The sequence below is a fragment of the Streptomyces bottropensis ATCC 25435 genome, assembly GCF_000383595.1.
In the GTDB taxonomy this organism is placed as follows: Bacteria; Actinomycetota; Actinomycetes; order Streptomycetales; family Streptomycetaceae; genus Streptomyces; species Streptomyces bottropensis.
Genome location: NZ_KB911581.1, coordinates 6,986,034 through 7,012,674, shown reverse-complemented (window position 1 = coordinate 7,012,674; position 26,641 = coordinate 6,986,034). Strand labels below are relative to the sequence as shown.

The 26,641-nt window shown below is 70.6% G+C and carries 25 protein-coding genes and 1 tRNA gene; 15 read left to right on the top strand and 11 right to left on the bottom strand.

All coding sequences use genetic code 11. From position 1 onward, the window contains the following. Positions 1 to 401 precede the first annotated feature (401 nt). The 6 genes from STRBO_RS0131190 (at position 402) to STRBO_RS0131165 (ending at position 4,981) form a co-directional block, all read left to right on the top strand. Positions 402 to 839, top strand: a complete 438-nt coding sequence (locus STRBO_RS0131190) for a DUF3052 domain-containing protein (protein ID WP_020115348.1) — start codon at positions 402 to 404, stop codon at positions 837 to 839. 120 nt (positions 840 to 959) lie between these two features. After that, positions 960 to 1,418: a peroxiredoxin gene (locus STRBO_RS0131185; protein WP_020115347.1), complete on the top strand. Its 459-nt coding sequence runs from the start codon at positions 960 to 962 to the stop codon at positions 1,416 to 1,418. Positions 1,419 to 1,532: 114 nt separating this feature from the next. Then, entirely contained in the window at positions 1,533 to 2,108 is a 576-nt protein-coding gene (locus tag STRBO_RS0131180) for a calcium homeostasis/redox stress adaptation protein (protein ID WP_005478762.1), read from the top strand. A gap of 172 nt (positions 2,109 to 2,280) precedes the next feature. Beyond that, on the top strand, positions 2,281 to 2,856 hold the full coding sequence (locus tag STRBO_RS0131175; RefSeq protein WP_005478759.1) for a TerD family protein: 576 nt from the start codon (positions 2,281 to 2,283) through the stop codon (positions 2,854 to 2,856). A gap of 125 nt (positions 2,857 to 2,981) precedes the next feature. Beyond that, positions 2,982 to 4,127 (top strand): DUF475 domain-containing protein, encoded by a 1,146-nt coding sequence (locus tag STRBO_RS0131170; protein ID WP_005478757.1) that lies wholly within the window; start codon positions 2,982 to 2,984, stop codon positions 4,125 to 4,127. A gap of 113 nt (positions 4,128 to 4,240) precedes the next feature. Then, entirely contained in the window at positions 4,241 to 4,981 is a 741-nt protein-coding gene (locus STRBO_RS0131165; RefSeq protein WP_020115346.1) for a TerD family protein, read from the top strand. 21 nt (positions 4,982 to 5,002) lie between these two features. On the opposite strand, the gene STRBO_RS0131160 is transcribed toward STRBO_RS0131165, so the two are convergent. Next, positions 5,003 to 5,833: a TerD family protein gene (locus STRBO_RS0131160; protein WP_005478752.1), complete on the bottom strand. Its 831-nt coding sequence runs from the start codon at positions 5,831 to 5,833 to the stop codon at positions 5,003 to 5,005. A gap of 190 nt (positions 5,834 to 6,023) precedes the next feature. Here STRBO_RS0131160 and STRBO_RS0131155 point away from each other — a divergent pair, with 190 nt between their 5' ends. The 3 genes from STRBO_RS0131155 to STRBO_RS0131145 are packed head-to-tail and all read left to right on the top strand — an operon-like array spanning position 6,024 to position 10,626. Beyond that, the gene (locus STRBO_RS0131155; RefSeq protein WP_005478750.1) at positions 6,024 to 7,190 is read left to right on the top strand and encodes an HpcH/HpaI aldolase/citrate lyase family protein; all 1,167 of its coding nucleotides are present in this window, start codon (positions 6,024 to 6,026) and stop codon (positions 7,188 to 7,190) included. A 20-nt stretch (positions 7,191 to 7,210) separates the two neighbouring features. Next, positions 7,211 to 9,808, top strand: a complete 2,598-nt coding sequence (locus STRBO_RS0131150; RefSeq protein WP_005478749.1) for a phosphoribosyltransferase — start codon at positions 7,211 to 7,213, stop codon at positions 9,806 to 9,808. Beyond that, positions 9,808 to 10,626, top strand: coding sequence for an HAD family hydrolase (locus STRBO_RS0131145; RefSeq protein WP_005478748.1), 819 nt, complete (start codon positions 9,808 to 9,810; stop codon positions 10,624 to 10,626). The genes STRBO_RS0131150 and STRBO_RS0131145 overlap by 1 nt, the downstream gene beginning before the upstream one ends. 22 nt (positions 10,627 to 10,648) lie before the next feature. On the opposite strand, the gene STRBO_RS0131140 is transcribed toward STRBO_RS0131145, so the two are convergent. Both STRBO_RS0131140 and STRBO_RS42340 read right to left on the bottom strand, forming a co-directional pair. Then, positions 10,649 to 11,353 carry a DedA family protein gene (locus STRBO_RS0131140; RefSeq protein ID WP_005478747.1) on the bottom strand — a complete coding sequence of 235 codons (705 nt, stop codon included), beginning with the start codon at positions 11,351 to 11,353 and terminating at the stop codon, positions 10,649 to 10,651. Between the two features lie 155 nt (positions 11,354 to 11,508). Further along, positions 11,509 to 11,730, bottom strand: a complete 222-nt coding sequence (locus tag STRBO_RS42340) for an FmdB family zinc ribbon protein (RefSeq protein WP_005478746.1) — start codon at positions 11,728 to 11,730, stop codon at positions 11,509 to 11,511. Positions 11,731 to 12,200: 470 nt separating this feature from the next. Between STRBO_RS42340 and STRBO_RS0131130 the strand changes: the two genes are divergently transcribed. The 3 genes from STRBO_RS0131130 to STRBO_RS0131120 all read left to right on the top strand — a co-directional run bounded on the left by STRBO_RS0131130 (position 12,201) and on the right by STRBO_RS0131120 (position 16,922). Further along, entirely contained in the window at positions 12,201 to 14,327 is a 2,127-nt protein-coding gene (locus STRBO_RS0131130) for a transglycosylase domain-containing protein (protein ID WP_005478745.1), read from the top strand. 47 nt (positions 14,328 to 14,374) lie between these two features. Further along, positions 14,375 to 15,664, top strand: coding sequence for a polysaccharide deacetylase family protein (locus tag STRBO_RS0131125; RefSeq protein ID WP_005478743.1), 1,290 nt, complete (start codon positions 14,375 to 14,377; stop codon positions 15,662 to 15,664). A 127-nt stretch (positions 15,665 to 15,791) separates the two neighbouring features. Further along, entirely contained in the window at positions 15,792 to 16,922 is a 1,131-nt protein-coding gene (locus tag STRBO_RS0131120) for an amidase domain-containing protein (protein WP_020115344.1), read from the top strand. Positions 16,923 to 16,949: 27 nt separating this feature from the next. Here the strand turns inward: STRBO_RS0131120 and STRBO_RS0131115 are convergent, their stop codons facing one another. The 3 genes from STRBO_RS0131115 to STRBO_RS0131105 all read right to left on the bottom strand — a co-directional run bounded on the left by STRBO_RS0131115 (position 16,950) and on the right by STRBO_RS0131105 (position 20,002). Beyond that, positions 16,950 to 17,603, bottom strand: coding sequence for a DUF4383 domain-containing protein (locus STRBO_RS0131115; protein ID WP_005478740.1), 654 nt, complete (start codon positions 17,601 to 17,603; stop codon positions 16,950 to 16,952). Positions 17,604 to 17,702: 99 nt separating this feature from the next. Then, a complete protein-coding gene (locus STRBO_RS0131110) occupies positions 17,703 to 19,115 on the bottom strand; it encodes a coiled-coil domain-containing protein (RefSeq protein WP_005478738.1) in 1,413 nt (470 codons plus the stop codon). A gap of 101 nt (positions 19,116 to 19,216) precedes the next feature. Beyond that, the gene (locus tag STRBO_RS0131105) at positions 19,217 to 20,002 is read right to left on the bottom strand and encodes a DUF4097 family beta strand repeat-containing protein (RefSeq protein ID WP_028796943.1); all 786 of its coding nucleotides are present in this window, start codon (positions 20,000 to 20,002) and stop codon (positions 19,217 to 19,219) included. A gap of 162 nt (positions 20,003 to 20,164) precedes the next feature. Here STRBO_RS0131105 and STRBO_RS0131100 point away from each other — a divergent pair. After that, positions 20,165 to 20,236, top strand: a tRNA-Val gene (locus STRBO_RS0131100). A gap of 117 nt (positions 20,237 to 20,353) precedes the next feature. Here the strand turns inward: STRBO_RS0131100 and STRBO_RS0131095 are convergent. After that, positions 20,354 to 20,680 carry a hypothetical protein gene (locus STRBO_RS0131095; protein WP_005478735.1) on the bottom strand — a complete coding sequence of 109 codons (327 nt, stop codon included), beginning with the start codon at positions 20,678 to 20,680 and terminating at the stop codon, positions 20,354 to 20,356. A 144-nt stretch (positions 20,681 to 20,824) separates the two neighbouring features. On the opposite strand from STRBO_RS0131095, the gene STRBO_RS0131090 reads away from it, so the two are divergent. After that, complete coding sequence (locus STRBO_RS0131090) at positions 20,825 to 21,745, top strand: LysR family transcriptional regulator (protein WP_005478733.1); 921 nt, start codon at positions 20,825 to 20,827, stop codon at positions 21,743 to 21,745. Positions 21,746 to 21,835: 90 nt separating this feature from the next. On the opposite strand, the gene STRBO_RS0131085 is transcribed toward STRBO_RS0131090, so the two are convergent. After that, a complete protein-coding gene (locus tag STRBO_RS0131085) occupies positions 21,836 to 22,753 on the bottom strand; it encodes a ketopantoate reductase family protein (RefSeq protein ID WP_005478732.1) in 918 nt (305 codons plus the stop codon). 193 nt (positions 22,754 to 22,946) lie between these two features. On the opposite strand from STRBO_RS0131085, the gene STRBO_RS0131080 reads away from it, so the two are divergent. Continuing rightward, a complete protein-coding gene (locus STRBO_RS0131080; protein ID WP_005478730.1) occupies positions 22,947 to 23,174 on the top strand; it encodes a DUF2277 domain-containing protein in 228 nt (75 codons plus the stop codon). A 124-nt stretch (positions 23,175 to 23,298) separates the two neighbouring features. Here STRBO_RS0131080 and STRBO_RS0131075 read toward each other — a convergent pair whose 3' ends face one another. From STRBO_RS0131075 to STRBO_RS0131065, 3 genes are all read right to left on the bottom strand, one after another. Next, the gene (locus STRBO_RS0131075; RefSeq protein WP_005478728.1) at positions 23,299 to 23,910 is read right to left on the bottom strand and encodes a DedA family protein; all 612 of its coding nucleotides are present in this window, start codon (positions 23,908 to 23,910) and stop codon (positions 23,299 to 23,301) included. A gap of 228 nt (positions 23,911 to 24,138) precedes the next feature. Next, positions 24,139 to 24,594, bottom strand: a complete 456-nt coding sequence (locus STRBO_RS0131070) for a DoxX family protein (RefSeq protein ID WP_005478726.1) — start codon at positions 24,592 to 24,594, stop codon at positions 24,139 to 24,141. An 85-nt stretch (positions 24,595 to 24,679) separates the two neighbouring features. Further along, a complete protein-coding gene (locus tag STRBO_RS0131065; protein WP_005478724.1) occupies positions 24,680 to 26,638 on the bottom strand; it encodes an FAD/NAD(P)-binding protein in 1,959 nt (652 codons plus the stop codon). Positions 26,639 to 26,641: the final 3 nt, after the last annotated feature.

Sequence of the window (26,641 nt, the reverse complement as noted above, 5' to 3'; positions counted from 1 at the left end):
CTGTCAGAGGGCCGCTCTTCAGGGGTTCTGCAAGGGTGTTCTCTAGGTGCCTGCACCGCCACCATCGTGTACCTCAAGGACGTAAACGTCACCTCTACCGAGAGGTAACCCGGGTGGTCGTCCGCTCGACAAAGGTAGTAAAGGTATTCGATGCTCGTACCCCCGGATGGTTGCCGAATGCGCAAAACGGGCAGAACGGTGTGGCGTGCGTCACGTGAGGCGGTGAATCGGCGCAGAGAGTTGCGGTGACACGGCCCGGATCGTCACCGTTTCGGCGGTCTGGAAGGCTGGGTACTTGCGCGATCGGTCCCGCCCGTGTGGACTACGGCCATTGCTTCGCGCACGCGCGTGGCTCATTCCCCAGGGGGCGACCCCACCCGAACATGATCAGGAGGCAACCCGTGAGCGCGACCGCGGACCACGCGGAGGAGCGGACTAACCCTGCCGCAAGGCTGGGGTTCCAGCCCGAGCAGGTGGTCCAGGAGATCGGCTACGACGACGACGTCGACCAGGAGCTCCGCGAGTCCATCGAAGAAGTCGTGGGCAGTGAGCTCGTCGACGAGGACTACGACGACGTGGCCGATGCCGTCGTGCTGTGGTTCCGAGACGACGACGGCGACCTGACCGACGTACTGGTGGACGCCACCACGTACATCGAGGAAGGTGGCTCGATCCTGCTGTTGACGCCCAAGACCGGGCGGGACGGCTATGTGGAGCCCAGCGACATCTCCGAAGCCGCGACGACCGCGGGGCTGTCCGCGTCGAAGAGCGTCAGCGTCGGCAAGGACTGGAGTGGGAGCCGGCTGGTGACGCCGAAGGCGGCGAAGTCGAAGAAGTAGTGACGTGAACCCGCGCCCCTGGAGAGAGGGCCCCCACGGGGGCCACCCCTCCAGGGGCGCGCCGTTTCCCCTGCGTAGGCTGGGCCACCCGAACGGCCCATGAAGGGACTCAGGAACATCATGGCGATCCAGGTCGGCGACAAGGCTCCCGACTTCGAGCTGAAGGACAACCACGGGGCCACCGTGCGGCTCGCGGACTTCCGCGGCGAGAAGAACGTGGTGGTGCTCTTCTACCCGTTCGCGTTCACCGGGGTCTGCACCGGCGAACTGTGCGAGCTGCGGGACAACCTGCCGAAGTTCGTCAACGACGACGTGCAGCTGCTGGCCGTGTCGAACGACTCGATCCACACGCTGCGGGTCTTCGCCGAGCAGGAGAACCTGGAGTATCCGCTGCTGTCGGACTTCTGGCCGCACGGCGAGGTCTCCCGCGCGTACGGCGTGTTCGACGCGGAAAAGGGCTGCGCGGTGCGCGGCACGTTCATCGTCGACAAGGAGGGCGTCGTCCGCTGGTCGGTCGTCAACGCCCTGCCGGACGCGCGCGACCTGAACGAGTACCTCGCCGCCCTCGACACCCTGTGATTCTTCGGTTCCAGGACCTTCGGGGATCGGGAACCCGTCACTAGGATCGACACGTTGATCCGACACCAACGCAACGCAGGGGCTCCCCGCCCCTGAAACCAAACGGAGGACTTCGTGGGAGTCAGCCTCAGCAAGGGCGGCAACGTATCGCTGACCAAGGAGGCGCCGGGCCTGACCGCGGTCATCATCGGACTGGGGTGGGACATCCGCACCACGACCGGCACCGACTTCGACCTGGACGCCAGTGCCCTGCTGCTGGACGCGTCGGGCAAGGTCAGCAGTGACGCCAACTTCATCTTCTTCAACAACCTGAAGAGCCCGGACGGCTCGGTCGAGCACACCGGTGACAACCTCACCGGTGAGGGCGAGGGCGACGACGAGCAGATCAAGGTCAACCTCGCCACCGTCCCGGCCGAGATCGAGAAGATCGTCTTCCCGGTCTCGATCTACGACGCCGAGAACCGCCAGCAGTCCTTCGGTCAGGTCCGCAACGCGTTCATCCGCGTGGTGAACCAGGCCGGCGAGGCGGAGATCGCCCGCTACGACCTCTCCGAGGACGCTTCCACCGAGACCGCCATGGTCTTCGGCGAGCTGTACCGGCACGGCGCCGAGTGGAAGTTCCGCGCCATCGGCCAGGGCTACGCCTCGGGTCTGCGCGGGATCGCCCAGGACTTCGGTGTGAACGTCTGAGCCGCGGGGGAGTACCCCCCTGGACTTGCCGACTCACCACGTCCGGCGCCGCTGTCGTCACCGACGGCGGCGCCGGACGCGCTCGTACGACGGGGGCGGGCCGTCCACGCGCGTACGCACACAACTGAACAGTTGAGCAACTGAAGCTCGAAAATCGGGGAGGACCAGCACCATGGGCGTCACACTCGCCAAGGGAGGCAATGTCTCCCTCTCCAAGGCCGCGCCGAACCTCACTCACGTGCTGGTCGGCCTCGGCTGGGACGTCAGAACCACCACCGGAGCCCCTTTCGACCTCGACGCCAGCGCTTTGCTCTGCCAGGGCGGCCGGGTGCTGGGCGACGAGTGGTTCGTCTTCTACAACAACCTCAAGAGCCCCGACGGCTCGGTCGAGCACACCGGTGACAACCTCACCGGTGAGGGCGACGGCGACGACGAGTCGCTGATCATCGACCTCTCCCGGGTGCCGGTCACCGTCGACAAGATCGTCTTTCCGGTCTCCATCCACGACGCCGAGAACCGCGGCCAGGCCTTCGGCCAGGTCAGCAACGCCTTCATCCGGGTCGTCAACCAGGCCGACGGCCAGGAGCTGGCCCGCTACGACCTGTCCGAGGACGCCTCCACCGAGACCGCGATGATCTTCGGTGAGGTCTACCGCTACGGCGGCGAGTGGAAGTTCCGGGCGGTGGGGCAGGGGTACGCGTCCGGTCTGCGGGGCATCGCACTCGACTTCGGTGTGAACGTCTCGTAGCGCTATATGCGCAAAAGCCGGGGCCGTGTGGGGTGCGAGGGGTACCCGACTAGACTTCGGGTTCAAAGTTTCGTAAAGCCGCGCGCGGCGCGGGGGAACCCCGTACACACACGATTGGGTAGCCAGTGGTTCTGAAAACCTTCGGCTGGTCGTTCGCGGTCACCGCGCTCGGCTTGGTAGCAGCGGTTCTCTACGACGGATGGACGGCTCTCGGGCTCGTCGCGATCCTGTCGATCCTGGAGATCTCGCTGTCGTTCGACAACGCGGTGGTCAACGCCGGGATCCTGAAGAAGATGAATGCCTTCTGGCAGAAGATCTTCCTCACCATCGGCATCCTGATCGCCGTCTTCGGTATGCGGCTGGTCTTCCCCGTCGTCATCGTCGCCATCAGCGCCAAGCTGGGTCCGATCGAGGCCGTCGACCTGGCGCTCACCGACAAGGACCAGTACCAGCAGTACGTGACCGACGCCCACCCGTCGATCGCGGCGTTCGGCGGTATGTTCCTGCTGATGATCTTCCTGGACTTCATCTTCGAGGACCGGGACATCAAGTGGCTCGGCTGGCTGGAGCGCCCGCTGGCCAAGCTCGGCAAGATCGACATGCTGTCGGCCTGCATCGCCATGATCGTCCTGCTGATCACCTCGATGACCTTCGCGACGCAGGCGCACCAGCACGGCGGCGCCCATGTCGACAAGGCGCAGACCGTCCTGATCTCCGGACTCGCGGGCCTCATCACCTATCTCATCGTGGGCGGTCTCTCCGGCTACTTCGAGAGCAAGCTGGAGGAGGACGAGGAGCGCGAGCACGAGGAGGAGGAAGAGGCGGCGCGCAGCGGCAAGCCGCGCTCGGCCGTCGCCCTCGCGGGCAAGGCCGCGTTCTTCATGTTCCTCTACCTGGAGGTCCTGGACGCGTCCTTCTCCTTCGACGGAGTCATCGGCGCCTTCGCCATCACCAACGACATCGTCCTGATGGCGCTGGGCCTCGGCATCGGCGCGATGTACGTCCGGTCGCTGACCGTGTACCTGGTCCGCCAGGGCACCCTCGACGACTACGTGTACCTGGAGCACGGCGCGCACTACGCGATCGGCGCCCTGGCGGCGATCCTGCTGATCACCATCCAGTACGAGATCAACGAGATCATCACCGGTCTCATCGGTGTCGTCCTGATCGGCTGGTCGTTCTGGTCCTCCGTGCGCCGCAACAAGGCGCTGGCGGCCGAAGAGGGAAAAGCTGACGCCGCCGACAAGGCGGAGGTCTCCTCCGGGGTGTGATCACCCGCGAGGTGAGGGCAGGCTCTGAGCGGGGCGGCCGACGAGGATTCGTCCTCGTCGGCCGCCCCGCTGGTGGTCGACGTGACGAGACGGCAGTTGTGGGGCGGGCGGGCATGAGTTTCCTGGACAACCTGTGGCGCGGGCGGGCCTCGGAGTTCGACGCGGGCAACGCGGCGACCAACGCGATAGAGCTGACCAAGCGGCACCAGAAGGTGTCCCTCTCCAAGCAGAACGCCGCGGCGGGCCATCTGCGCGTCAACCTGTCCTGGCGGATGCGGACGTCCGACATCGGCGGACCGAAGCGCCAGAGCGTGCTGCGGCACCCGTTCAGGGCGCTGCGGCCGGAGGAGGTCCAGGCGCACAGCCAGAGCATGGTGAACGTCGACCTCGACCTCGGCTGTCTGTACGAGCTGGCCGACGGGACGAAGGGGGTCGTGCAGCCGCTGGGCGGCTTCCTCGGCGACATCAACGAGCCGCCGTACATGCGCCTCAGCGGGGACGACCGGTTCGGGTCGGGGTCCGGCGAGACGATGTACATCAACCTCGACCACCGCGAGGCCTTCCGGCGGATGCTGGTGTTCGTCTACATCTACGACCAGACGCCGGCGTTCGACCGCACGCACGCGGTGGTGACCCTGTACCCGAGCAACGGTCCGCGCATCGAGATAGGCCTGGACGAGAGGCACCCGCAGGCCCGGTCGTGCGCCGTGGTGATGATCGAGAACGTCAAGGGGGAGATCACCGTGCGCCGGGAGGTGAGGTTCGTCTACGGCTTCCAGGCCGAGCTGGACCGGCTGTACGGGTGGGGGCTGCAGTGGGGGCGCGGGTACAAGAGCAAGGCCGAACGCTCCTAGGGAACCCCGGCGCCCCCGTCGTCAGCGGCCGATGAACTGCGGTCCCTGCGGCGGCAGACGGAAGTCGGGGTCCAGGGCCGCCGCCGTGTGCTGGGGGTAGCCGTACGCCGGGCCGTTGGTGGTGGCCGGGGTCGGTTGGGGGTGCGGATAGCCGTAGGCCGGCTGGCTGGGCTGCGTGGGGGCCGCCGGAGGGTAGCCGTACCCGGGCTGGGACGGGACGCCGGCCGGGGGCTGCTCGGGCGGCATCGGGGCGGAGGTCTCGGGGGACGGGGGCTGGGCGGTGCCGCTCTGGTCGGCCCCCGCGGCGGTCGTCTCGTCGACCATGATGCCGAAGTTCGTGGCGAGACCCTCCAGGCCGTTGACGTACCCCTCGCCCAGGGCGCGGAACTTCCAGCCGCCGCCGCGGCGGTACAGCTCGCCGCAGATCAGGGCGGTCTCCTCGCCGGTCTCGGGCTTGACGTCGAAGTACGCCAGCGGCTCGGCGTCGGCGACCGTGGCGTCGTACAGCAGGATGCGCAGGGACGGTACGCGGTCGAAGGCGACGTCCCCGGCGGAGGCGACCAGGAGAATCTGGCTGACAGCGGACTCGACACCGGCCAGGTCGGTCTGGATGGTGTCGGTGGGACCCTCGGCCACCCGTTTCTGGCCGAGCCGCCACACCTTGCCGGAGGGGTGGCGCGGCTGGTTGTAGAAGACGAAGTCCTCGTCGGACCGTACGCGTCCGTCGGGGCCGAGGAGCAGCGCCGAGGCGTCGACCACCGGGACGCCCTGCCCGGGCGCCCAGCGCAGCACGGCGCGGACCGCCGTGGCCTCGATCGGGATGTTCGACCCCTTCAGCATCGCGTGCGTCATGCGGTCATCCTGCCCTCTCGGTCCTGATCACGACAACGCGGGGGCGGCGAACCGCCGGTGTAATCGTTCAGCACCCGACATGGCCGGGTTACCAGAACTTCACGCCCGGTGGAAACTGATGTCACACGTTTGTACGTACTATTACCGGCCACGATCGTGACCGGACGCCTAGCAGCCACGGGGGAACCACATGCGTCATTTCGGGCACATCGCCCCTGAGCGGCGCCAGCGCCTGTTCTACCGGGAGCCGGGAGTCTTCGACGCCGACTCCCCGGCCCGTGTGCTCTCCGCCGCGCTCGGCGCCACGCTCTACAGCCCGGCCACCCGGGAGCGGCTGGCCGACGACGTCGTCAAGCAGGCCGGAAACGGTGTGGTCTCCATGGTGCTGTGCCTGGAGGACTCCATCGGCGACGAGGAGGTCGTGGACGCCGAGGAGAACCTCGTCCGGCAGTTCGCCGACCTCGCCGAGCGGCCGGACGCCGAGCTTCCGCTGCTGTTCATCAGGGTCCGCTTCCCCGAGCAGATCCCCGACCTCGTACGCCGTTTCGGCCCGTCCGCACGCCTGCTGTCGGGGTTCGTGTTCCCGAAGTTCACCGAGGAGCGGGGTGTGGCGTTCCTGGAGGCGCTCACCGCCGCCGAGTCCGCGAGCGGGCGGCGGCTGTTCGGTATGCCGGTGCTGGAGTCGCCGGAACTGATGTACAGGGAGACGCGCGTAGAGGCACTCCAGGGCATCGCCCACACCGTCGACAAGTACCGCGACCGGGTCCTCGCGCTGCGTCTCGGCGTCACCGACTTCTGCTCCTCCTACGCCCTGCGCCGGGCGCCCGACATGACCGCCTACGACGTCCAGATCGTCGCCTCCGTGATCGCGGACGTGGTGAACGTGCTCGGGCGGGCCGACGGCACCGGGTTCACGGTGACCGGGCCGGTGTGGGAGTACTTCCGGGTCCAGGAGCGCATGTTCAAGCCGCAGCTGCGCACGAGCCCCTTCCTGGCGAACCGGGCCGGTCAGCTGCGCGAGTCGCTCATCGAGCACGCGCTGGACGGCCTGCTGCGCGAGATCTCCCTGGACCAGGCCAACGGGCTGCTCGGCAAGACCTGCATCCACCCCTCGCACGTCCTGCCGGTGCACGCGCTGTCCGTGGTCAGTCACGAGGAGTTCGGCGACGCCCAGGACATCGTGCGGCCCGACCGTAACGGCGGTGGCGTACTGCGCTCCGCGTCCCGTAACAAAATGAACGAGGTGAAACCGCACCGCGCCTGGGCAGAAAGGGTTCTGCAGCGCGCCGAGGTGTTTGGCGTCGCCAACGAGGACATCGGGTTCGTGGACCTGTTGGCCGCGGGTCTGCCCGACTGACCGCCACGACTGAGGAATCGATGATCAACGCAGCGAACGACACGACCGGTACGCCCGACCCGTCCGGCGGGGTCTGGTCCGGCACCTGGGTCCGTGCGCGGCTCGGGGTCGAACTGGTCGGGGACGCGGAGCTGAGCGGGCTGCTGGGGCTCGCGCTGCGGCGCAACCCCAAGCGGGCGCATCTGCTGGTGTCGAACGTCCTCGGCAAGCACGTGCCGCAGTCGCCGGCCGTCGTCCACGGGCACGGGTTCGCGCTCGGCCGCCGGGTGCGCGAGCTGCTGGGGGAGGCCGGGGTGCGGACCGCGGTCGTCCTCGGGTACGCCGAGACGGCCACCGGGCTCGGGCACTCGGTCGCGGACGGGCTGGGCGAGGCGCCCTATCTCCACTCCACCCGGCGCCCGGTCGAGGGCGTCCACCGGGCGGGCGGCTTCGAGGAGTCCCACTCGCACGCGACCTCGCATCTGCTGCTGCCGGAGGACCCCACCCTGCTCGCGGGGCGGGGCCCGCTGGTGCTCGTCGACGACGAGTTCTCCACCGGCAACACGGTCCTCAACACCATCCGCGCCCTGCACGACCGGTACCCCCGCGAGCGGTACGTCGTCGTGGCGCTGGTCGACATGCGGTCGCCCGCCGACCAGGGTCGGCTCACCGAGTTCGCCCGGGAGATCGGGGCGCGGGTGGACCTGGTGACCGCGGCGAAGGGGACCGTGCGGCTGCCGGAGGGCGTGCTGGAGAAGGGGCAGGCGCTGGTCGCGCGGTACGAGACCGCGTCCGCCGGGCCGGCCGGGAGGGGCGGGGCCGCGCGGGTCAGCCGGGTCGAGCTGGGGTGGCCGCGGGGTCTGCCCGACGGCGGGCGGCACGGCTTCACCCCGGCGCACCGCGCCCGGCTGGAGGGCGCGCTGCCCGCCATGGCCGCCCGCCTCGCCGAGGCCCTGCCGCCAGGGGCCCGGCGCGTGCTGGTGCTCGGCTTCGAGGAGCTGATGTACGCGCCGCTGGCGCTGGCCCGCGAACTGGAACGGCTCGTCGAGGGGCGGGCCGCCGGGGCGGAGATACGGTTCTCCACCACCACGCGGTCACCCGTCCTCGCCGTGGACGACCCCGGCTACGCGATACGCAGCCGCCTCGTCTTCCCCGCCCACGACGACCCCGCGGACGGGCCCGGGGAGCGGTACGCCTACAACGTGGCCGGTGGCGGCTTCGACGCCGTCGTCGCCGTCGTCGACTCGACGGCCGACACCCCCGCCCTGCACGCCGCCGACGGCCTGCTGGCCACCCTCGCCGCCCACACACCCGCCGTGCTGCTCGCCGTGGTGCCGTCGTACGTCCCCCCGACCCGGCACGGCCGCGACGCGCGGCCCCGGCCGGGCACCCTCGGTGCGCGGGAGCCCGGGGCGGCTGCCCGCACCCCCGGACGCCGGGCGCCGACACCCCCCGACCCGCACCTCACCGAAAGGCCCTCCATGCTGCCCGACCCCCTGCGTGGTCCCGACTTCTCCTCCTACGCGGCCGACGAGGTGGGCTGGCTGCTGCGGGACCTCTCGGACGTCACGCTGGAGGCACCCACCGAGGAGCGGGAGGAGGCCATCCAGAGCGGGGGCGCGCACTACGCGGAGTCCCTGCCGGTCGAGTACCAGCCGAGCGAGCAGTACCAGGCCCTCTTCCACAGCGCCCTCGACACCTCCGCCGAGCGGATCGCGGCGGCCGTCGGCGTGGTGACCGAGACCGTGCTGGCCGAGCGGTCCGCGCGGCCCGTCCTCGTGTCGCTGGCCCGGGCCGGGACGCCGGTGGGGGTGCTGATGCGGCGGTGGGCGCGGTACCGGCACGGCATCGAGGTGCCGCACTACGCCGTGTCGATCGTGCGGGGACGCGGCATCGACGCCAACGCGCTGCGCTGGCTGGCCGCTCATCACGACCCCGCCGACGTCGTGTTCGTCGACGGCTGGACCGGCAAGGGCGCGATCACCCGTGAACTCGCCGCCGCCCTGCTGGAGTTCGAGAAGACCGACGGCGTCACCGGGTTCGACCCGGAGATCGCCGTGCTCGCCGACCCGGGGTCGTGCGTGCGGACGTACGGCACACGGGAGGACTTCCTCATCCCGTCCGCCTGTCTCAACTCCACCGTCTCCGGGCTGATATCGCGGACCGTGCTGCGCGCGGACCTCGTCGGGCCCGACGACTTCCACGGGGCCAAGTTCTACCGGGAGCTGGCCGGTGTGGATGTGTCGGTGGCCTTCCTGGACGCCGTCTCCGACCGCTTCGGTGACGTCCGGGACGCCGTGGACGCCCGCGTCGAGGAGCTGCTCGCCGCCGACCGCACGCCCACCTGGGAGGGCTGGGCGGCCGTCGAGCGCATCAGCGAGGAGTACGGCATCCATGACGTGAACCTGGTCAAGCCCGGTGTCGGCGAGACCACTCGGGTGCTGTTGCGCCGGGTACCGTGGAAGATCCTCGCGCGAGCCGGGGCGGGCGCGGACCTCGACCACGTACGCCTGCTCGCCGAACAGAGAGGGGTACCGGTGGAAGAGGTGGCCGAGCTGCCGTACACATGCGTGGGGTTGATCCACCCGCAGTACACGCGGGGCGCGACCGGCGCCGACGGCAGAGCGGTGGCGGTCTGATGCCGGGTCCTCGGGTTCTCGTCGCGAGCGATCTCGACCGTACGCTCATCTACTCGGCCGCCGCGCTCGCGCTGACCATGCCGGACGCGCGGGCGCCCCGGCTGCTCACCGTCGAGGTGCACGAGAGCAGACCGCTGTCGTACATGACGGAGACGGCCGCGGAGCTGCTCGCCGAACTGGGGGACGCGGCAGTGTTCGTGCCGACGACCACCCGCACGCGCAAGCAGTACCAGCGGATCAACCTGCCGGGACCGCCGCCCGCGTACGCGATCTGCGCCAACGGCGGGCATCTGCTCGTGGACGGCGTCACGGACGTCGCCTGGCACGAGCGGGTCACCGCCCGGCTCGCGGACGAGTGCGCGCCGCTCGCCGAGGTGCGGGCGCATCTGGAGGCCACGGCGGACCCGCTGTGGGTGCGCAAGCACCGGGTCGCGGAGGATCTCTTCGTCTACCTCGTCGTCGAGCGTGAGCTGCTGCCCGAGGAATGGGTGAAGGATCTCGCGGTGTGGGCCGAGAACCGGGGCTGGACCGTGTCCCTGCAGGGGCGCAAGATCTACGCCGTGCCGAAGCCGCTCACCAAGTCGGCGGCGATGCGGGAGGTCGCGCGTCGGACCGGGGTGGAGCTGACCGTGGCCGCGGGTGACTCGCTGCTCGACGCGGATCTGCTGCTCGCGGCGGACCGGGCCTGGCGGCCCGGGCACGGGGAGCTGGCGGACGAGGGGTTCATGGGGCCCGGGGTGACCGCGCTGCCCGAGCGGGGAGTGCTGGCCGGGGAGCGGATTCTTCGGGAGTTCCTGCGGGCGTCGCGGGAGCGGTGACCCTCCGGGGTGACTGTGCCGGTCAGGGGGCGGGGGTGCTGTGCGTTTCGGGCCGCGGGTGCTCTGTGGCTTGTCGCGCAGTTCCCCGCGCCCCTTGACCCCGGCTGCCGCGGTCCTTTTTCAGGAAGCGGACCAGTGTGAATGCCAGAACCGCTATGGCTGCCGCCCCCAGCACGATCTTCGAGTACGTCGAGACGATTGCCGTGACCTCCGTCCAGTTGGCCCCCAGGAAGTAGCCGGCCAGGACGAAGACCGTGTTCCACAGGGCGCTGCCCAGGGTGGTGAGCAGGGCGAAGACGGGCAGGGGCATGCGCTCCACGCCGGCCGGTACGGAGATCAGGCTGCGGAAGACGGGGATCATGCGCCCGAAGAAGACCGCCTTGGTGCCGTGCCTGAGGAACCAGGCCTCCGTCCTCTCGATGTCCGAGAGCTTGACGAGGGGCAGCCGGGCGGCGAGGGCGACCGTGCGGTCGCGGCCGAGGAGGGCGCCGACGCCGTAGAGGGCGAGAGCGCCCACGACGGAGCCCGCGGTGGTCCACAGCAGGGCCGCCAGGAGGCCGATCTGCCCGGTGCTCGCGGCGAAGCCGGCGAGGGGGAGGATCACCTCGCTGGGGATCGGCGGGAAGAGGTTCTCCAGCGCGACGGCGATGGCCGCGCCCGGCGCGCCCAGCAGATCCATCAGACCGATGATCCACAGGGGCGCGCCGCTCATCGACTCCTCTTGCATGGCTGTCATGGGGGCACGCTAGGTGAGCGAAGCTGAAGAGAGCCTGAGGGGACCGTGAACGCCAGGGAGCCTGTCCGAAAGTATGCTTGAACAGTCAGTGCCGCGGGGGCCGGTGAACGCTCCCGGAGCAGTGGCCGTTGATCGGAGTGTGTCGATCAACCGCAGCAGCCGCCACCGCAGCAGCCTCCGCCACCACCGCCCGCCCGGGGTGCGGGTGCGGACGGGGCGGCAGCCCCTCCGACGGCGACCGTCGACAGGAGTTTGACCGTGTCGGAGTGGCCGTCGGGGCAGTCCGCGGGGGCGGACGACTCGGCCATCGGGCGGCTCAGTTCGAAGGTGTCGCCGCAGGTACGGCAGCGGTATTCGTAGCGAGGCATGGGCCCAGGCTAACCGGCGTCCGCGCGGCGGCAAGGGCCCTGCAAAATGGCTGGTCGGTCACATCGGCCAGATTTTCACGCCTCTGACAGAAGCAGTTGTGAAAGTGACTGATAATTTGTGGTCGCCGTGTGGAGGCCGGAAGGCTGGGGGAACAGGGGGCTCATGGTCGCGCGAGTGGCGACTGTGACCGACCACACGGGCGATGCCAAGTGGGGAGGGGGGACAGTCATGACCGCTGTCCTTTGTCGACCGGGAGCCACGTCTCCCGGTCGACAAGTTGCCGTGCGCGCGCGAAAGGTTGCCACGCACCGCCGAATTGTTGCCGCGCATCGCTCGGGCCGCCGCTACGAGGGGGTCCGACTTGGCTAGCCAGAGGAACCCGGGCGGTTCCGAGGGCGAGGACCGCGCGCGCCGTCGGCGTGCCCCGGGGGAGGGGCGGTCGGAGGAGGTCCGGGAGTCCGACCTCACGATGCAGCTGAAACTTCCGCCTGCCCCGGCGGACGAGACCATGCAGCTGCGAATGCCCGAGCCCGGCTCGTTCGACCTCCCGCAGGAGGAGCCGAAACCGGGCGGTCGCGGTCGGCGCAAGGCGCCCAGGCCGTCTGTTCTGGCCAGATTCACCGCCGTCGCCGGCGCGCGGCTCGCCCCGTTCGCCCCCTTCGTCAGCCGGATGCGTCCGCAGTACCCCCGCCCGGGCCGCGCGGACTGGCGCCGCTGGGTGCCGTCCTGGCGGCAGTCGCTGGGCGCCGCCGGTCTGGCCGTGGGCGCCAGCGGCATGTTCCTCACCGTCGCCTATGCCGCCACGGACATACCGGCCGACCTCAACACCTTCGCCACACAGCAGGACAATGTGTACTTCTGGTCCGACGGCACACCCATGGCCCGTACCGGCTGGGTGCGGCGCCAGGCGATGCCGCTGAAGGACGTCCCCGAGGACGTGCGCTGGGCGGTCCTCGCGGCGGAGAACGCGAGCTTCTACTCCGACCCCGGCATATCCGTCAGCGGTATCACCCGCGCCCTGGTCCGCACCGTCGGCGAGGGCGACACCCAGGGTGGCTCGACGATCACCCAGCAGTACGTCAAGAACGTGTACCTGTCCCAGGACCGCTCGCTCGGACGCAAGTTCGACGAGGCGATGATCGCCGTCAAGCTCGACAACAAGATGAGCAAGGACCAGATCCTGGAGGGCTACCTCAACACCAGCTGGTTCGGCCGCGGCACCTACGGCATCCAGCGCGCCTCCCAGGCGTACTACGGCAAGGACGTCAGCGAGCTGAACGTCAGCGAGGCCGCCGTCCTCGCCTCCCTCCTCAAGGGCGCCGGCCTCTACGACCCCTCCCTCAGCAAGGCCAACCACGCGCGGACGGTCGAGCGCTGGGACTGGATCCTCGACCGGATGGTGGACATCGGGAAGCTGTCCAAGGCCGAGCGCGCCAAGTACAAGAAGTTCCCCGAGCCGCTCGACCCGTCGAACCAGTACGACACCGGCAAGCAGAGCGACTACCTGGTGGAGCTGGCCTCCCAGTACGCGAAGAAGGCCGCGAACGTCACCGCCCAGGAGTTCGACCGGGGTGGCTATCAGATCTACACGACCTTCGACAAGGGCCGCCAGGCCGAGCTGACCGACGCCGTCACCAAGGCGCGCAAGAAGGTGCAGAAGGAGAGCCCGAAGAAGGCGAGAACCGCCCACTTCGGCGCCTCCTCGGTCGACGCCGACGGACGGATCCTCGCGGTCTACGGCGGTCCCGACCACCGCAGACAGGGCTACAACGAGTCGAACGCGACCACCGTCCCGTCCGGCTCGGCCTTCCTTCCGTTCGTCTACGCCGCCGGCCTGGAACACGGAGTCGTCAAGGAGCGCGGCGGCGAGACTACACCTGTCACCCCGCAGACGATCTACGACGGCAACGACGGCGTCCCGGTGACGACGCCCGAGGGGCCGTACTGGGACCGGGACGGCGACCGGGTCTCCGCCCACAACGACGGCAAGAAGTCCTGGGGCCCGATCAGCCTGCACGACGCGCTCGCCGGGTCGGTGAACACGCCCTTCATGCAGCTCGGCATGGACACCGGACTGGCCAAGGTGCGCGGGACCGCCGAGGCGGCCGGACTGCTCTCCTCCAGCTTCGGGGCCCAGGTGCCCGCGCTGTCCGTGGGCAGCGCCACGCCCAGCGCTATCCGCATGGCCAGCGGATACAGCACCTTCGCCGCCCTGGGCAAGCACACCGAGCCGTACTCCGTGCGGAAGATGACCCACAACGGGTCCCGGGTCCCCCTGAACACGCCGAAGCCCCGGCGCGCGGTGGGCCCCAAGGTGGCCGCCGAGGTCACCTCGGCGCTCACGGACGCCTTCCGCGCGGACCACCCCACCTCGCCCGCCGCCGCCTCCTACGAGGTGGCCGCCAAGGGCGGCACCACCCAGGACGACAAGGCCGCCTGGTACGTCGGAACGGCCGACGACGTCTCCACCGCCGTCGTCGTCTACCGCATCGACCTCACCAAGAGCCTGGAGCCGCTGCGGCTCGACGGGATCGCCGGAGCACCCAATGCCGGGGTCCCCTACGACATCTGGTCCCGTGCGATGCGTATCGGCTGACCACCGACGAGCACCCGCACCCGCCACCCTCGCAGAATGAGCCGCACATGAACCCTGGCAGCAAGCCGCACAAGGGCCGCCGTCGCAAGGCACGCCCGCAGCGTCGCCGTACCACCCGCCCGCAGTTCCTGACCCTGGCCGCGCTCCTCGTGGTCGCCTCGCTGGTCGGCGGCTACATGGTGCTGAACCGCACGACCGACACCGCGCCGACCGCGTCCTCGGCCGGCAGCGGGAACACCAAGGGGTCCGCGAAGAAGGAGCCCGTGTGGGACGGCAAGACCAAGGTCATCGGGGACGGCTCGACCTCCTACACGGGCCCGCAGAAAGGGCGGCTGAAGGCCGTACCGCTCAAGAAGGGTGAGAAGCCGCCGCAGTTCGTCGTCTTCTCCTGGGACGGCGCCCTCGCCGGCGACGACAACCTCTTCGAGCACTACCGGCAGATGGCGAAGACGTACAACGCCCACATGACGTTCTTCCTGACCGGCATCTATCTGCTGCCCAAGGCGAAGCGGGACCTCTACGACCCGCCCCAGCACGACAAGGGCGCCGCCGCGATCAGCTACCCCACCGACGAGCACATCCGCACGACGCTGGACGAGCTGGGCAAGGCATGGAAGGAGGGCAACGAGATAGGCACCCACTTCAACGGACACTTCTGCGGCTCCAAGGGCGGCGGCGACTGGAGTGTCGCGGAGTGGAAGCAGGAGATCAAGGAGTTCAACGGCTTCCTCGCGAACTGGAAGACCAACACCGGGGCCACCGACCTCGACCCGCTGCCCTTCACCGTCGACGCCGTCAAGGGCGGCCGGGCCCCCTGCCTGGAGGGCCAGGACAACCTGCTCAAAGCCATCAAGGACTTCGGGTACCGCTACGACGCCAGTTCTCCGGGCGCCTACCAGGTCTGGCCCGGCAAGAAGAACGGCATCTGGGACTTCCCGCTGCAACTGCTCCCGTACGACGACGAGTACCAGGCGCTGTCGATGGACTTCAACTTCCTCCACAACCAGTCGGGCGGTTCCACCGAGGGCGACCCCGCCCAGTACCCGGTGTGGCAGCAGAAGACCATCGACACCTACATGGCCGGCTTCAACCGCGTCTACTACGGCAGCCGGGCACCCCTGCTCATCGGCAACCACTTCGAGCAGTGGAACGGCGGCATCTACATGAACGCCGTCGACGAGGTCATCAAGAACGTGTGCGTGAAGAAGGACGTCAAGTGCGTGTCCTTCGACGAACTGGCCGACTGGATGGACGTCCAGTCGCCGCAGACCCTGGCGAACCTGCGCGGACTCGACCCCGCCCAGGCACCGGCCGACTGGGCATCGGTCGTGAAATAGCCCCACAGATACCCATGTTGCTCACTTGTTACACCCCCTGGCCTCACTTCGCTTGAGGAGGTCATGTAAAGATTCGTACCCGGGTACGACCAACTCGGGGTCAAGGAGATTCCCAGTGAGAAGAAGGATGTTGAGCCTCGCAGGCTCGACCCTCGCGGCAGCCGTGGTGGCCTCCGCACTGCTGCCCGTCGCCGCCGCGAATGCCGCCGCGTCGACGCCCAAGGTCACCAAGGCGACCAAGGACGCCTTCGGCCGTGTCGCGGACAACGTGCTGACCGACCGCACGGCCGTACTGCTCGGCGGCAAGGCAGCCCGCAAGGCGCTGAAGCCCACCGGTGGAGTGTCGCTGTCGTCCGGCCAGAAGAAGGCCGAGGACGGCAAGCTGTCCGCCCTGAAGGGCACCAAGTCCCGTCTCGCCGCCCTCGGTGAGGCCTACACCTCGGCCGACACCAAGGTCAGCGTCGACAGCGCCAAGCTCAAGGGCAAGAAGGCCACGGTCAAGATCACCGAGACCACCAGCCTCAAGTACAAGAAGATACGTGGCGACGAGCCCGCCTCCACGGGCTTCGACGCGCACCACGAGCTGGTCTTCACCGCCCAGGCCGGTGGCACGTGGCAGCTGACCGCCATGCGCTCCACCGACGGCGGCGCCTCGCGCATCAACGACCCGGTGGTCCCGGCCGCCGACGCCAAGCTGAGCCGTACCCCGATGGCCGTCCACCAGGCGCCGAGGGCGGCCACCAGCTGGCCCGCCGCCGCCGCGCCGAAGACGATCAACGGCGGCAAGTACGACTACCGCGCGATGGCGACGTACACCGAGAAGTACTGGAAGAACTACAACACGGCGTACCGCAAGTACAACTCGGCCGGCGGCGACTGCACCAACTACCTCAGCCAGGGCCTCCTGGCGGGCGGCTGGACGCAGATATCCAAGGTCACGCCGGAGGAGTACGACACCTGGTACTACGCCTCCAACGGTACGGCCGACGCGTGGATCGGTGTCAACGAGTGGTCCTGGTTCACCCAGACCGCCAAGCGCACCACCCCGCTGGCGAACGTCTACCAGATGGACGTCGGCGACGTGCTGCAGGTCGACTTCAACCGGGACGGGTCCAAGGACCACTCCATGATGACGACCTACCGCAGCTCCAGCGGCGTGCCGTACCTGACGTACCACGACGCGGACACCTACCGCCGTTCGGTGCAGAGCATCATCGCCTCGTACCCGAACTCGTACTACTACGCGTACCGCACCTGATCAACGGCCTCCGGGCCCTCGCAGGTGTCAGCCGGCGCCCTTCCCGTCCGACCCGGATCCCGACGAGGATCCCGGCCCGGACCCGGGGAGGGCGTCGGCGCGTTCCAGCTTCGCCATCCCCACAGCGGCCTTGCGCCGCATCTCGCGCTCCGACTCCTCCGGGTGGCGCGCCCGCCAGTAGGGGCTGTCGTGCGGCAGCGCCGTGCCGACCCTGCCGTACATCCCGAACGTCATCAGCAGGACACCGACGACAAAGCTGAACAGGACGTTCTGGATGCGGAACGCCAGGAAGTTGGAGTCGGTGTCCAGCAGGGCCAGGTTGGCGAAGCCGCTCAGGACGAACAGCACGCCGAGGGTCATGTTCAGCGTGGAGGCGAAGTTCCCGCCGATCACCATGCCGACGAGCAGCAACAACCCCACCGCGATCGACAGCACGCTCAGCGTGCCGTTGGTGCTCAGCCCCACGACCTCGTCGCCCCGGGTGTCGAACCAGCCCACCTTGTCGATGAGGCCCAGGACGCCGAAGACGAGCAGGAACAGACCCATCAGGCCCGCCCCGAACCGGTAGACCCGGCTGAGCCGGTGGTCGACGGGCAGATGCTCGTCGATCCTGATCCGCCGCCGGGGAGGACCCGCGTGGCGGCCCTTCGGACGCGGCGTGTGCGTGGCGTGCGTGGCCATGTCCGCCTCCCATCGGGTGTGAGCGGAGGCCTGCGTACCCCTTCAGCATCCGTCGGGGCATCCCGCCGGGCAACCTCGGCCGGGACGTGGCGGTACGTCTCAGGGGGCGCCCGCGCCGCGCTCCTTGCGGATCTGGTCGACGACCCGGGCCACGTTCTGCCGTACGGCCTCGGTCTCGGTCAGGAAGTGCCAGTAGTCGGGGTGGCGCCCCTCCAGGGAGGCGATCGCACGGTCCAGCCGGCCCACGGAGTCGTCCAACGGGCGGGCGTGACGCGGATCCGGGGTGGAGCGGCCGGTCATGGCCAGGCGCTGGGCGTCCCGGATCGCGAACCGGGTCCGGTCGATCTCCTGCTGAGGGTCCTTCTGCACGGCGTTCAGCCGCCGCAGCCGGTCACCGGCCGCCGAGACCGCCTCGTCGGTGTGGTTCAGCAGCGCCCGTACCGTCGACAGCAGCGCGGTCGCGTCCGGCCAGCGCTGGGAATCCCGCGCGGCCCGCGCCTCGCGCAGCTTCACCCGGGCCTGCTCGACGTCCTGTGCGGCCTGGTCCGGCACCTGCTGGAGGTCCTGCCAGCAGGCCGCCACGAACCGCCGCCGCAGCTCGCTCAGGACCTGCGGCACCTGGCCCGCCCGGGTGCCCAGCGCCTCCGCGCGGGTACGCAGCGACACCAGCCGGTGATCGATCTCGGCGGCCTTCTCCGGCAGCCGCTCGGCGTCCGCCCGCACCGCCTCCGCCTCGCGCACCACCCGGTCGGCCCGCTCCAGCGTCTCCCGTACGCCGTGCTGCCCCGCGCCCTGGTTGAGCTTGGTCAGCTCCGGGGCGAGAGCCGCCAGCCGGGCGGCGAGGTCGTCCGCCTTCAGCTCGGAGGCCCGTACGGCGTCCAGGGCGTCGGAGGCGGCGAGCAGGCCCTGCCGGGCGCGCTCCACCGCCGGGACCAGCCGGGCCAGCTGCGTCTCGGCCGTGCCGAGCAGCGGCCCGAGCCCCTCGGCGAACCGGTCCAGCTCCCGCTTGACCCGCCCCAGCTCCTCCTTGGCCGCGGTCAGCTCGGTCCGGGCGTGGGCGGCGACGGAGGCCTCCAGGTCGTCCCGGTCCAGGTCGTGGGCGTCCACGGCGTTGATGTACTGCTGGCTGACCTCGTTGATGCGCCGCCCCAGCGCCTCGAAGCCGTCGGCCGCCCGGCGGGCGCCGGGGGAGTCGTCCACCGCCGTGATCGTCTCTATCGAGATCCGCAGGTCGCGCTGTGCGGTGTCCAGCTCGTAGAACGCGGCCGCCGCCGCGTCCTTCGCCGCCTGCGCCTCGGCCCGCTGCCCCTCGGCCCGCCCCCCGAACCACCGCCGGGTACCCCCGCCGGCGAAGGCGCCGGGCACGACGAGAAGGGCGAGGAGGGGGAGAGCGAGCAGGGCGAGCGCGTCCCGGCCGGCCGAGGGCGCGCCGGCCGGCCGTGGTGCACGGCTGCGGGGTTGTGGTGCGCTCGGCACCATCGGCGTGTACGGCTGTGCAGGTGTCGCCGTCACTTCCCTCTCCCGTGCTGTCATCCACCCTGACCGGGTTGCCATTCTCCCACCGGTCAAGGACGAAAACACGGGGCGATCGGTTCGGGCTTGCCGGGTGGTGTTCAGTTCGTGCCGCGCACCTTCACCGAGCCGTCCTCGGTGTGGGCGGTCACCACGTGGGAGCTGTCCCGGTCACGGGGCACCGACACCTCCACGGAACCGTCGTCGCTGCCGGTCTCCACCCGGTACGACGCGTCACGCGGCAGCCCGATGCTGATCGAGCCGTCGTCGCTGCGGGACTCCACCAGGTCCGGTACGACGCCGAGTTCGAGCGCGACCGAACCGTCCTGCGTGCTCACCCTGACGCTCCGCGAGGCGACACCGAGCGCCCGCACCGAACCGTCGTCGGTGTGCAGCTCCAGCGGACCGGTGGAGTCGCTCACGCGCACACCGCCGTCGGCCGACCGGACCTCCAGCGGCTGTGCGAAGCCCTTGGCGGCCACACTCCCGTCGTCGCTGCGCACCACGACGGCGATGCCGCGCGGGACCTCGATCCGGTGCTTGGCCGCGCAGTCGGCGACCATGCCCGAGCACTCCAGCCGCAGCTTCAGCCGGTCGTCCTTCATCTCCCACGTCACCCGCGGCTTCCCGCCGACCATGACCCGGCCCTCGAACCACCGGGTCACCTCGACCTCGTCCACGTCCGCGGCGACCAGTTCGAGCGCGGAGTCGTCCGAGTCGACCGTGAGCGTGCGGCCCTCCAGGGCGAAGCTCCGGTGCTCCGGGTCCCTGTCCTCCCCGGCGTCCGCCCCGCACGCGGCGACGGAGGCCATGAGCGCGACGGCGAGGCTGGCGACGGCCACCGCGCCCCGGCGTGAGCTGCGATCCGTACGAGCCGTGCGTGCCATGACGATCTCCCCCTGGGCCTGGTCCCGCGCTGTCCTTTCGACCGTACGGAGCGGGGGTCCGCCGGGGGATCCGGGCCGCTCCCGGAACAAGGGTGGGGATAACCCCCGACTATCGGTTTGCGGGGCACCGGCCGGCGCGATGTAGGCTGTCGACTCGTACTCGGGCGTGTAGCTCAGGGGTAGAGCGCCTGCCTTACAAGCAGGATGTCGGCGGTTCGAAACCGTCCATGCCCACCGTGGAGACGAGGACCCCGGCCGATCGGCCGGGGTCCTCGTCATGTCCGGGCGGGCTGAGGCGTGTTCGGTCGCCGGGGCGGTCATCGGTCGTATTGCGGTCGTGTGCGGTCGTGCTCAGGATCCGCGGGTGTGCTTCAGCCGGGTCCGGGCGTCGACCTTCTCCTCGGTGTCGACCTCGGCCCAGAAGCGGTGGCAGCTCACGAAGACCGCCAGTTCACGCTCGCGCTCGCGGAGCTTCTCCACCTCGGCCTGTTCGTCGGGAGTCCAGCCCGGGGATGCGGGCCGCTCGATCTTCCGCCAGCCGTTGTCGTCACTGAAACCGTCCAGGGGTTCGACCGACCAGGGCAGCCGCTTCAGCAGTGCCAGGAGCTCGGCCCGGACCTGATGCAGCTCCTCCTGACCGGCGAGGAGGTCGCTGGGGAAGTCATAGGTCTTAGCCACACGGCAATGCTACGCCTGTTCGATTTTGGGATGCGAGTTCCTTCTGACACTTCGGCCTCCGCTTCATGCGAACGGGTGAGGTGGCGGAGGAGACCCTGGGAAGTGGGCTCATCACCCAAGCTCGACCTTGGGTATCGTCCTCGCATGACCCTCGACGATCTCCGTGTCTTCGTCGCCGTCTGCCGGGCCGGAAGTCTCAGTGCGGTGGCTCGTGACCTGGGCTGCACCCAGTCGGCGGTGAGCCAGCACGTGCGGCGGCTGGAGCGTGAGACCGGCGTCGGGCTCGTGGAACGGCAGGCCCGCGGGGTCGTGCCCACCCGGGCCGGACGCGTGCTCCAGGAGGCGGCGGCCGAGGGCATCGGCGGCCTCGACCTCGCCCTGCGCCGACTGGCCGAAATGGTGCGCGGCGACGGCGGTGTCGTACGGATCGCCACCGGCGGTACGACCGTGCGGCACTTCATGGCCCAGGGCATCGTCGACTTCCGGCGCGCGTACCCGGACGTGGGTCTGGAGTTCCAGACCGTACGGTCCAGCGCCGGGTGCCGCGATGCCCTGGCCGACCCGGCGCGCGACCTCGACCTGTCCTGGCTGACCCTCGGACCCGCCGTGCGCGGCATCGAGCAGCGGCCGGTGGCGCAGCTGCCCTGGGTGCTCGCGGTCCGCTCCGACGACGAACTCGCCGGGCGGGAGCGGGTGGCGGGCGCGGAGCTGGACGGGATGCGGCTCATCGGACTGCCGGAGAACTCCACCTCGTACGCCCATCTCGACGCCGTCTACCGGGAGTTGGGCATCTCCGTCAGCACCTCCGGCGCCGGTGTCGCCGACTGGGACACCGCGATCCTCCTCGCCGAACTCGGTGTCGGACCCGCCGTCGTCCCCGCGCTCCCGGGCTGGACCGGCCCCGGCCGCCCCGGGCTGCGCTTCGTCCCGGTCCCCGATCTGCCGCCGCTCACCGTCGGCTGGGCCGTACGGCGCTGGGATGCGCTGTCACCGCCGGCCCGCGCCTTCGCCGACACGGTGGCCCGGCACGCGGTGCGGGTGGGGGGTGGGGTGCGGGGGGTGTAGGCGGCCAGCCACCGGCCGACGCGGGTGGTCGTCCGGTCGTCGTCCGTTCGTGGTCCGTTCGTCGTCCGTTCGTGGTCGTCCGGTGGTCGTTCAGTGACCTGCCGCGCGCAGCTCCGCCACCACCTCGGCCGTCGCGGGTACGGGGACGCCGTGCCGCTCGGCCGCGCGGAGCAACGCGCCGCCGATCGCGTCCAGTTCGAGGGGGCGGCCGGCCTCGGCGTCGCGCTGCATGGAGGACTTGATGGTGGGCGGGAAGGCGTCGTAGCGGCGCAGGGCCTCGGCCGGGTCCGCGGGGGCTCCGGCGGCGGTGCTGACCGCCGCCGTCTCCTGGACCAGGGCGGTCAGTTGCGCACGGTGGTGCGTGCGGATCTCGCCCAGGGGCAGGCCGTGGCGGGTCGTCAGCAGGGCGAACGGGGCCAGGAAGGACATCTTCGCCCACAGCACCGCCGTCTCGTCCGCCGTGCCCGTGAGGACGCGGACGCCCACGCCGGACCATTCCAGGGCCCCGGCAAGGGAGTTGAGGCGGTCGCGGGGGACCGTGTCGCCGGTCAGGTCGACCTCCGCGAAGGGGCTGCCGTGTTCGATGACGCCGGGGGCGACGCGGGTGGACTCGACGCGGATGGTGGCGGGGGCGACGGGGACGGTGTCGCCGTAGTGGGCGCGCAGGAGTGCCGGGTGCTCGACGCCGTTCAGGAACGGTACGACCAGGGTGCCGGGGCCCAGGGCCGGTGCCGGGAGCCGGTCCAGGGCCGTCGCCAGGCTGGTGTGCTTCACCGCGATCAGGGCCGCGTCGACGGGTTCGCCGAGTTGCGTCGCGGTCTCGACGCGGGCGGTGAACTCGCCGAAGCGGGCGCTCCTGACCTCGATGCCGTCACTGCGCAGGACCTGTGAGGTGGCCTCCCCGGCCAGACAGATCACCCGGTTCCCGGCGCGGGCCAGCAGTGCGGCGAGCAGGCCGCCGACGCCGCCGGGGCCCAGGACCGCCACCGTGAGCCGTTCGTTCGTCATGATCCCCTCGTTTCCGTCCGCCGCCGCCGCCGGTGGGGGGTGGGGGCGAGGCGGGCTCGGTGATGATCACAAGGGGTGGATGGCGGAGTCAATCCTAGGGGGACCTTGCCGATGCCCAAGGGAACACTTGGCCGTGGCGGTGACCTGGGCGGTCGGGCTGGGGTTGCGCGGTCGTGCGCGCGAGACTGGGTGCATGTGCCGCAGCATCAAGACCCTTCGTCCGCCCGTCCTGCCCGAAGAGGCCACCGAGGACGACATCCGTGCCGCCGCCCTCCAGTACGTCCGCAAGGTCTCCGGCTTCCGCGCGCCCGCCGCCCACAACCGTGAGGTCTTCGACCACGCGGTGGAGGTGATCGCGGCGGCGACGGCGGAGTTGCTGGACGGCCTGGAGGTACGGGGCGCTCCGCGGCGGGCCGGGTAGTTCCCCAGCCCCGCCTTCGACTTGGCGGGCTTGGCCGCCCCTGGGGTGGGTGCGGGTTGGCCGCGCAGTTCCTCGCGCCCCTGGGAGCCTCGGACCCGGCGACGTACGCGGACCCGCGCGGACGTCAGTCCGTGGTGCGAGGGTGGCGCATGACGTACGCCGCCCCGGCGCCCGCGCCGAAGAGGGCCGCCAGGGAGACCGCCGTCGCGAGCCAGGTCGGGCCGAGCCACTGCGCGCCGAGGTAGCCGAGGGCGACGCTGTAGGCGGCCCAGGCGAGACCCGCGACGGCGGACCAGGGCAGGAAGTCGCGGGCACGATGGCGGGCGGCACCGGCGCCGAGGGAGACGACGGACCGGCCGGCGGGGGCGAAGCGGGCGACGACGACCAGCAGGCCCCCACCCCGGGCGAGCGCGGCGCCGAGACGTTCCTGCGCCGTCGTCAGGCGGCGGGAACGGGCGATGGCACGGTCGAGCCAGGCACTGCCCCGCCAGGCGAGCCGGTACGCCACGAGGTCACCGAGCACGGACGCGGTCGCCGCCGAGAGCAGAAGCACCAGGATGTCGGGGACCTCGCGGGCCATCGCGCCCGCCGCCGTCTCGGCCGCGGCCGCCGTCGCCACCGTGACGACCAGGACGCCGCTCGGCAGGACCGGGAGGAACACGTCCAGCACGATGGACACGCCCACGACGGCATAGATCCATGGGCCGACGGCCAGCCAGCCCAGACTCTCAAGCACCGCGCACTCTCCTGTTTTCCCCCGGCGTCACGTAACCCGTGACAGCCGAACAGCGTACGCCCCGGGTATGACAGAAGGCCCGCTGGGGCTCATGTGTCCGTCACACCGTGTTCAACGGATCGGCTCGGATCGGGGGCGCGGGGGAGGGGCGCGGGGAAGGGACGGGTGGGCCGCCGGGGGCGAGTGATACCCCGGCGGCCCGTTCGTGCCGGTGGTGACCGGGGCGGGTCAGGCCGCTACGGGCGCCTTGCCCCTGTCGGCCTTGCTCGCGGACGAGGCCTGGCGCCGGGCGAGGAACTGGTCGAGGCCGAGCGCGCCCGAGCCGGTGAAGATCAGGAGGAACATGGCCCAGCAGTACAGGGCCGCGCCCTCCCCGCCGTTCTCGACCGGCCACAGGGCCTGCGGCTGGTGGACCTTGAAGTACGCGTAGGCCATGGCGCCCGAGGCGATGAACGCCGCAGCGCGGGTGCCCAGGCCGAGGAGGACCAGCGTGCCGCCGACGAGTTCGATCACGGCCGCGTACCAGCCGGGCCAGGTGCCCGCGGCGGCGGTCGCGCCCTGTCCGTCCACGCCGCCCAGGATGCCGAAGAGACTCTTGGCGCCGTGGCAGGCGAAGAGCAGGCCGATGACGATGCGGAACAGTCCGAGGGCGTATGGCTGGGCGCTGTTGAGGCGTCCGGTCATGTGGGGGACTCCTTCGGTGGTGACCCGGTCCTTGTGGGACCGGTGGGGACGGTTCTTACCGGTGAGTCACCCACGGTAGGCAGGCCTAATCGATACTTACAAGTTCAACATCTGGCCAGCTCCGCACCGGCCCACCGGGCGTTTTCCCAGGCGTCGCCGCACGTAGAACCGCTCGCGCCACGGCATCGGCGTCCGAAAGAGTGACCGAATCAACTCCTGGGCGCGCGCCCGCCGCCGTCACCCAGTGCACGCCCTCCGTGGGCACGCCGAACGCGAACCTCCGTGCGTGCGCGCAACCTTGACGGTCTATCAGGTGATAAGGGCGAGGGGCCACGTCCAGTCCGCCCGTCTCGTAGCCGTTCGTCCGGTGCGGTCGGCACCCTCCCGTCGCGAGCAGGTGGGCGAGCAGACCGTCGGCGGTCCTGCGCAGGTCCGCTTCGGGGAGCCGGGCCTCGACGACCGTCGTCACCCGGACCGCCGACCCCGGTACCTCGGGCGAGCGCGCCAGCCAGGCCCCGCTCTCGGGCCGTACGTCGAGCCGGGGGCCGAGCACGGTCAGCACACCGGCCTCGATCAGCGCGGCCATCTCCTCGACACGGCTGCGGGGCGGGCCGATCGACAGGAAGGCGTTCAACGGGGTGTACCAGCGGTCCAGATGCTCGCGGCGCGACGCGCCCGCCAGCCCGCCGTGGTCCACGATCAGCCGCAGTTCGTTCCGCAGGTCCCGCAGCACGTCCAGCGCGGCCTTCACCGGCCCGTCGACGTTCCCGAGCGCGGCCTGCGCCGCGTCCTGCCGCAGATACTCCAGCAGCCACCCCCGCCACTGCGCCGCGTCCGCGAACTCCCGCCCCGTGTACGGCCGCGCGATCCGGTCCCACGACCACCGGTCCGCCTCCGCGACCCCGAACTCGTCCAGAACGGCGGACTCCCGGGCGGAGCGGTGGGGCGTGGCGAGGAATCGGTCGCGGAAGGGAAGGACCGCTCGTGAGCCCGGCGCCTCGCCGAAGCGGGGCTCCCTCAACACCCCTTCGTAGTAGACCGTTTCGACCTCCTTCGCCACCAACGGCCATATCTCCGCCAGGAAGTCGGGTGCCTCACCGGAGTCCGCGCGTTTACGGAAGGCCGCGATGACCTCGGGAGTCAGGACGAGCGGGGTGTGGCGGCCGTAGGGGCCCTTGGCGTTGTCCCCGCGTGCCTGGTACGGGATACCGCGCCGGGAACCGGCGTACAGACGGGGCTCCCGGCCGGAGGGGACGTATCGCAGGCTCCCTTGCGCGGCATCGTGGACGAAGCGACCGCCCCGGCCGGTCGTCAACAGGGCCATGTGGTCGAAGAAGTTGAGGCCGAGGCCGCGCAGCAGGACCGGTTCCCCCGGGGCGACGGGGGAGAGGTCGAGGTCGGCCGGGTTGGCCGGCGGGAAGTGGCGCAGCCCGTGCCGGGCGGCGTGGGCGGCCAGGTCCGCCTCGGCTCCGTCCGGGACGGTGGCCAGGTGGCCCTGGGTGAGGACCACCGCGGCGAGGCCGGTGAGCACGCGGCCGCCGGCGAGGGTGAGCCGCTGGCCGCCGCCGGCGTCCTCGGGATCGTCTTCCAGGCGGATCGCGCGGGTACCGTGCACCTCGACCCGGATCTCGGGCGGCGCGCCGCGCACCACCTCGGCGAAGACCCACTCCAGATAACGCCCGTACCGGGCCCGCGTCGGATAGTCGTCGGGGCCCAGGGTGTCCCCCTCCCGGCCGGTCGCCCACGCGTACAGGCTCGGGCCCGGCCGGATCGGGCCCGAGCAGTCCACGCTGTCGTCGGTGAAGAGGGTGACCTGGGAGGCCACCGTGTTCATCAGCAGGTGGGGGGACTGGTCGGTGCGCCAGACCTGGCCGGGGCCGGGCGGCGCGGGGTCGACGACGTGGACGGTCAGACGGGTGCCGGGACGGAGCAGTTCGGGGGCGGAGGCGCAGAGGCGTTCCAGGACGCTGGTGCCGCGCGGGCCGGCGCCGACGAGAGCGATGCCGATGTCACTGGTCCCTGGGAAACCTGGAATGTCCGGCAAGGG

Bases quoted from the DNA above. Each gene is read 5' to 3' on its own strand.
- STRBO_RS0131185 (WP_020115347.1), top strand. From the start codon at position 960: ATGGCGATCCAGGTCGGCGACAAGGCTCCCGACTTCGAGCTGAAGGAC.
- STRBO_RS0131175 (WP_005478759.1), top strand. From the start codon at position 2,281: ATGGGCGTCACACTCGCCAAGGGAGGCAATGTCTCCCTCTCCAAGGCC.
- STRBO_RS0131165 (WP_020115346.1), top strand. From the start codon at position 4,241: ATGAGTTTCCTGGACAACCTGTGGCGCGGGCGGGCCTCGGAGTTCGAC.
- STRBO_RS0131160 (WP_005478752.1), bottom strand. From the start codon at position 5,833: ATGACGCACGCGATGCTGAAGGGGTCGAACATCCCGATCGAGGCCACG.
- STRBO_RS0131155 (WP_005478750.1), top strand. From the start codon at position 6,024: ATGCGTCATTTCGGGCACATCGCCCCTGAGCGGCGCCAGCGCCTGTTC.
- STRBO_RS0131150 (WP_005478749.1), top strand. From the start codon at position 7,211: ATGATCAACGCAGCGAACGACACGACCGGTACGCCCGACCCGTCCGGC.
- STRBO_RS0131145 (WP_005478748.1), top strand. From the start codon at position 9,808: ATGCCGGGTCCTCGGGTTCTCGTCGCGAGCGATCTCGACCGTACGCTC.
- STRBO_RS0131140 (WP_005478747.1), bottom strand. From the start codon at position 11,353: ATGCAAGAGGAGTCGATGAGCGGCGCGCCCCTGTGGATCATCGGTCTG.
- STRBO_RS42340 (WP_005478746.1), bottom strand. From the start codon at position 11,730: ATGCCTCGCTACGAATACCGCTGCCGTACCTGCGGCGACACCTTCGAA.
- STRBO_RS0131130 (WP_005478745.1), top strand. From the start codon at position 12,201: ATGCAGCTGAAACTTCCGCCTGCCCCGGCGGACGAGACCATGCAGCTG.
- STRBO_RS0131125 (WP_005478743.1), top strand. From the start codon at position 14,375: ATGAACCCTGGCAGCAAGCCGCACAAGGGCCGCCGTCGCAAGGCACGC.
- STRBO_RS0131120 (WP_020115344.1), top strand. From the start codon at position 15,792: ATGTTGAGCCTCGCAGGCTCGACCCTCGCGGCAGCCGTGGTGGCCTCC.
- STRBO_RS0131115 (WP_005478740.1), bottom strand. From the start codon at position 17,603: ATGGCCACGCACGCCACGCACACGCCGCGTCCGAAGGGCCGCCACGCG.
- STRBO_RS0131105 (WP_028796943.1), bottom strand. From the start codon at position 20,002: ATGGCACGCACGGCTCGTACGGATCGCAGCTCACGCCGGGGCGCGGTG.
- STRBO_RS0131090 (WP_005478733.1), top strand. From the start codon at position 20,825: ATGACCCTCGACGATCTCCGTGTCTTCGTCGCCGTCTGCCGGGCCGGA.
- STRBO_RS0131085 (WP_005478732.1), bottom strand. From the start codon at position 22,753: ATGACGAACGAACGGCTCACGGTGGCGGTCCTGGGCCCCGGCGGCGTC.
- STRBO_RS0131080 (WP_005478730.1), top strand. From the start codon at position 22,947: ATGTGCCGCAGCATCAAGACCCTTCGTCCGCCCGTCCTGCCCGAAGAG.
- STRBO_RS0131070 (WP_005478726.1), bottom strand. From the start codon at position 24,594: ATGACCGGACGCCTCAACAGCGCCCAGCCATACGCCCTCGGACTGTTC.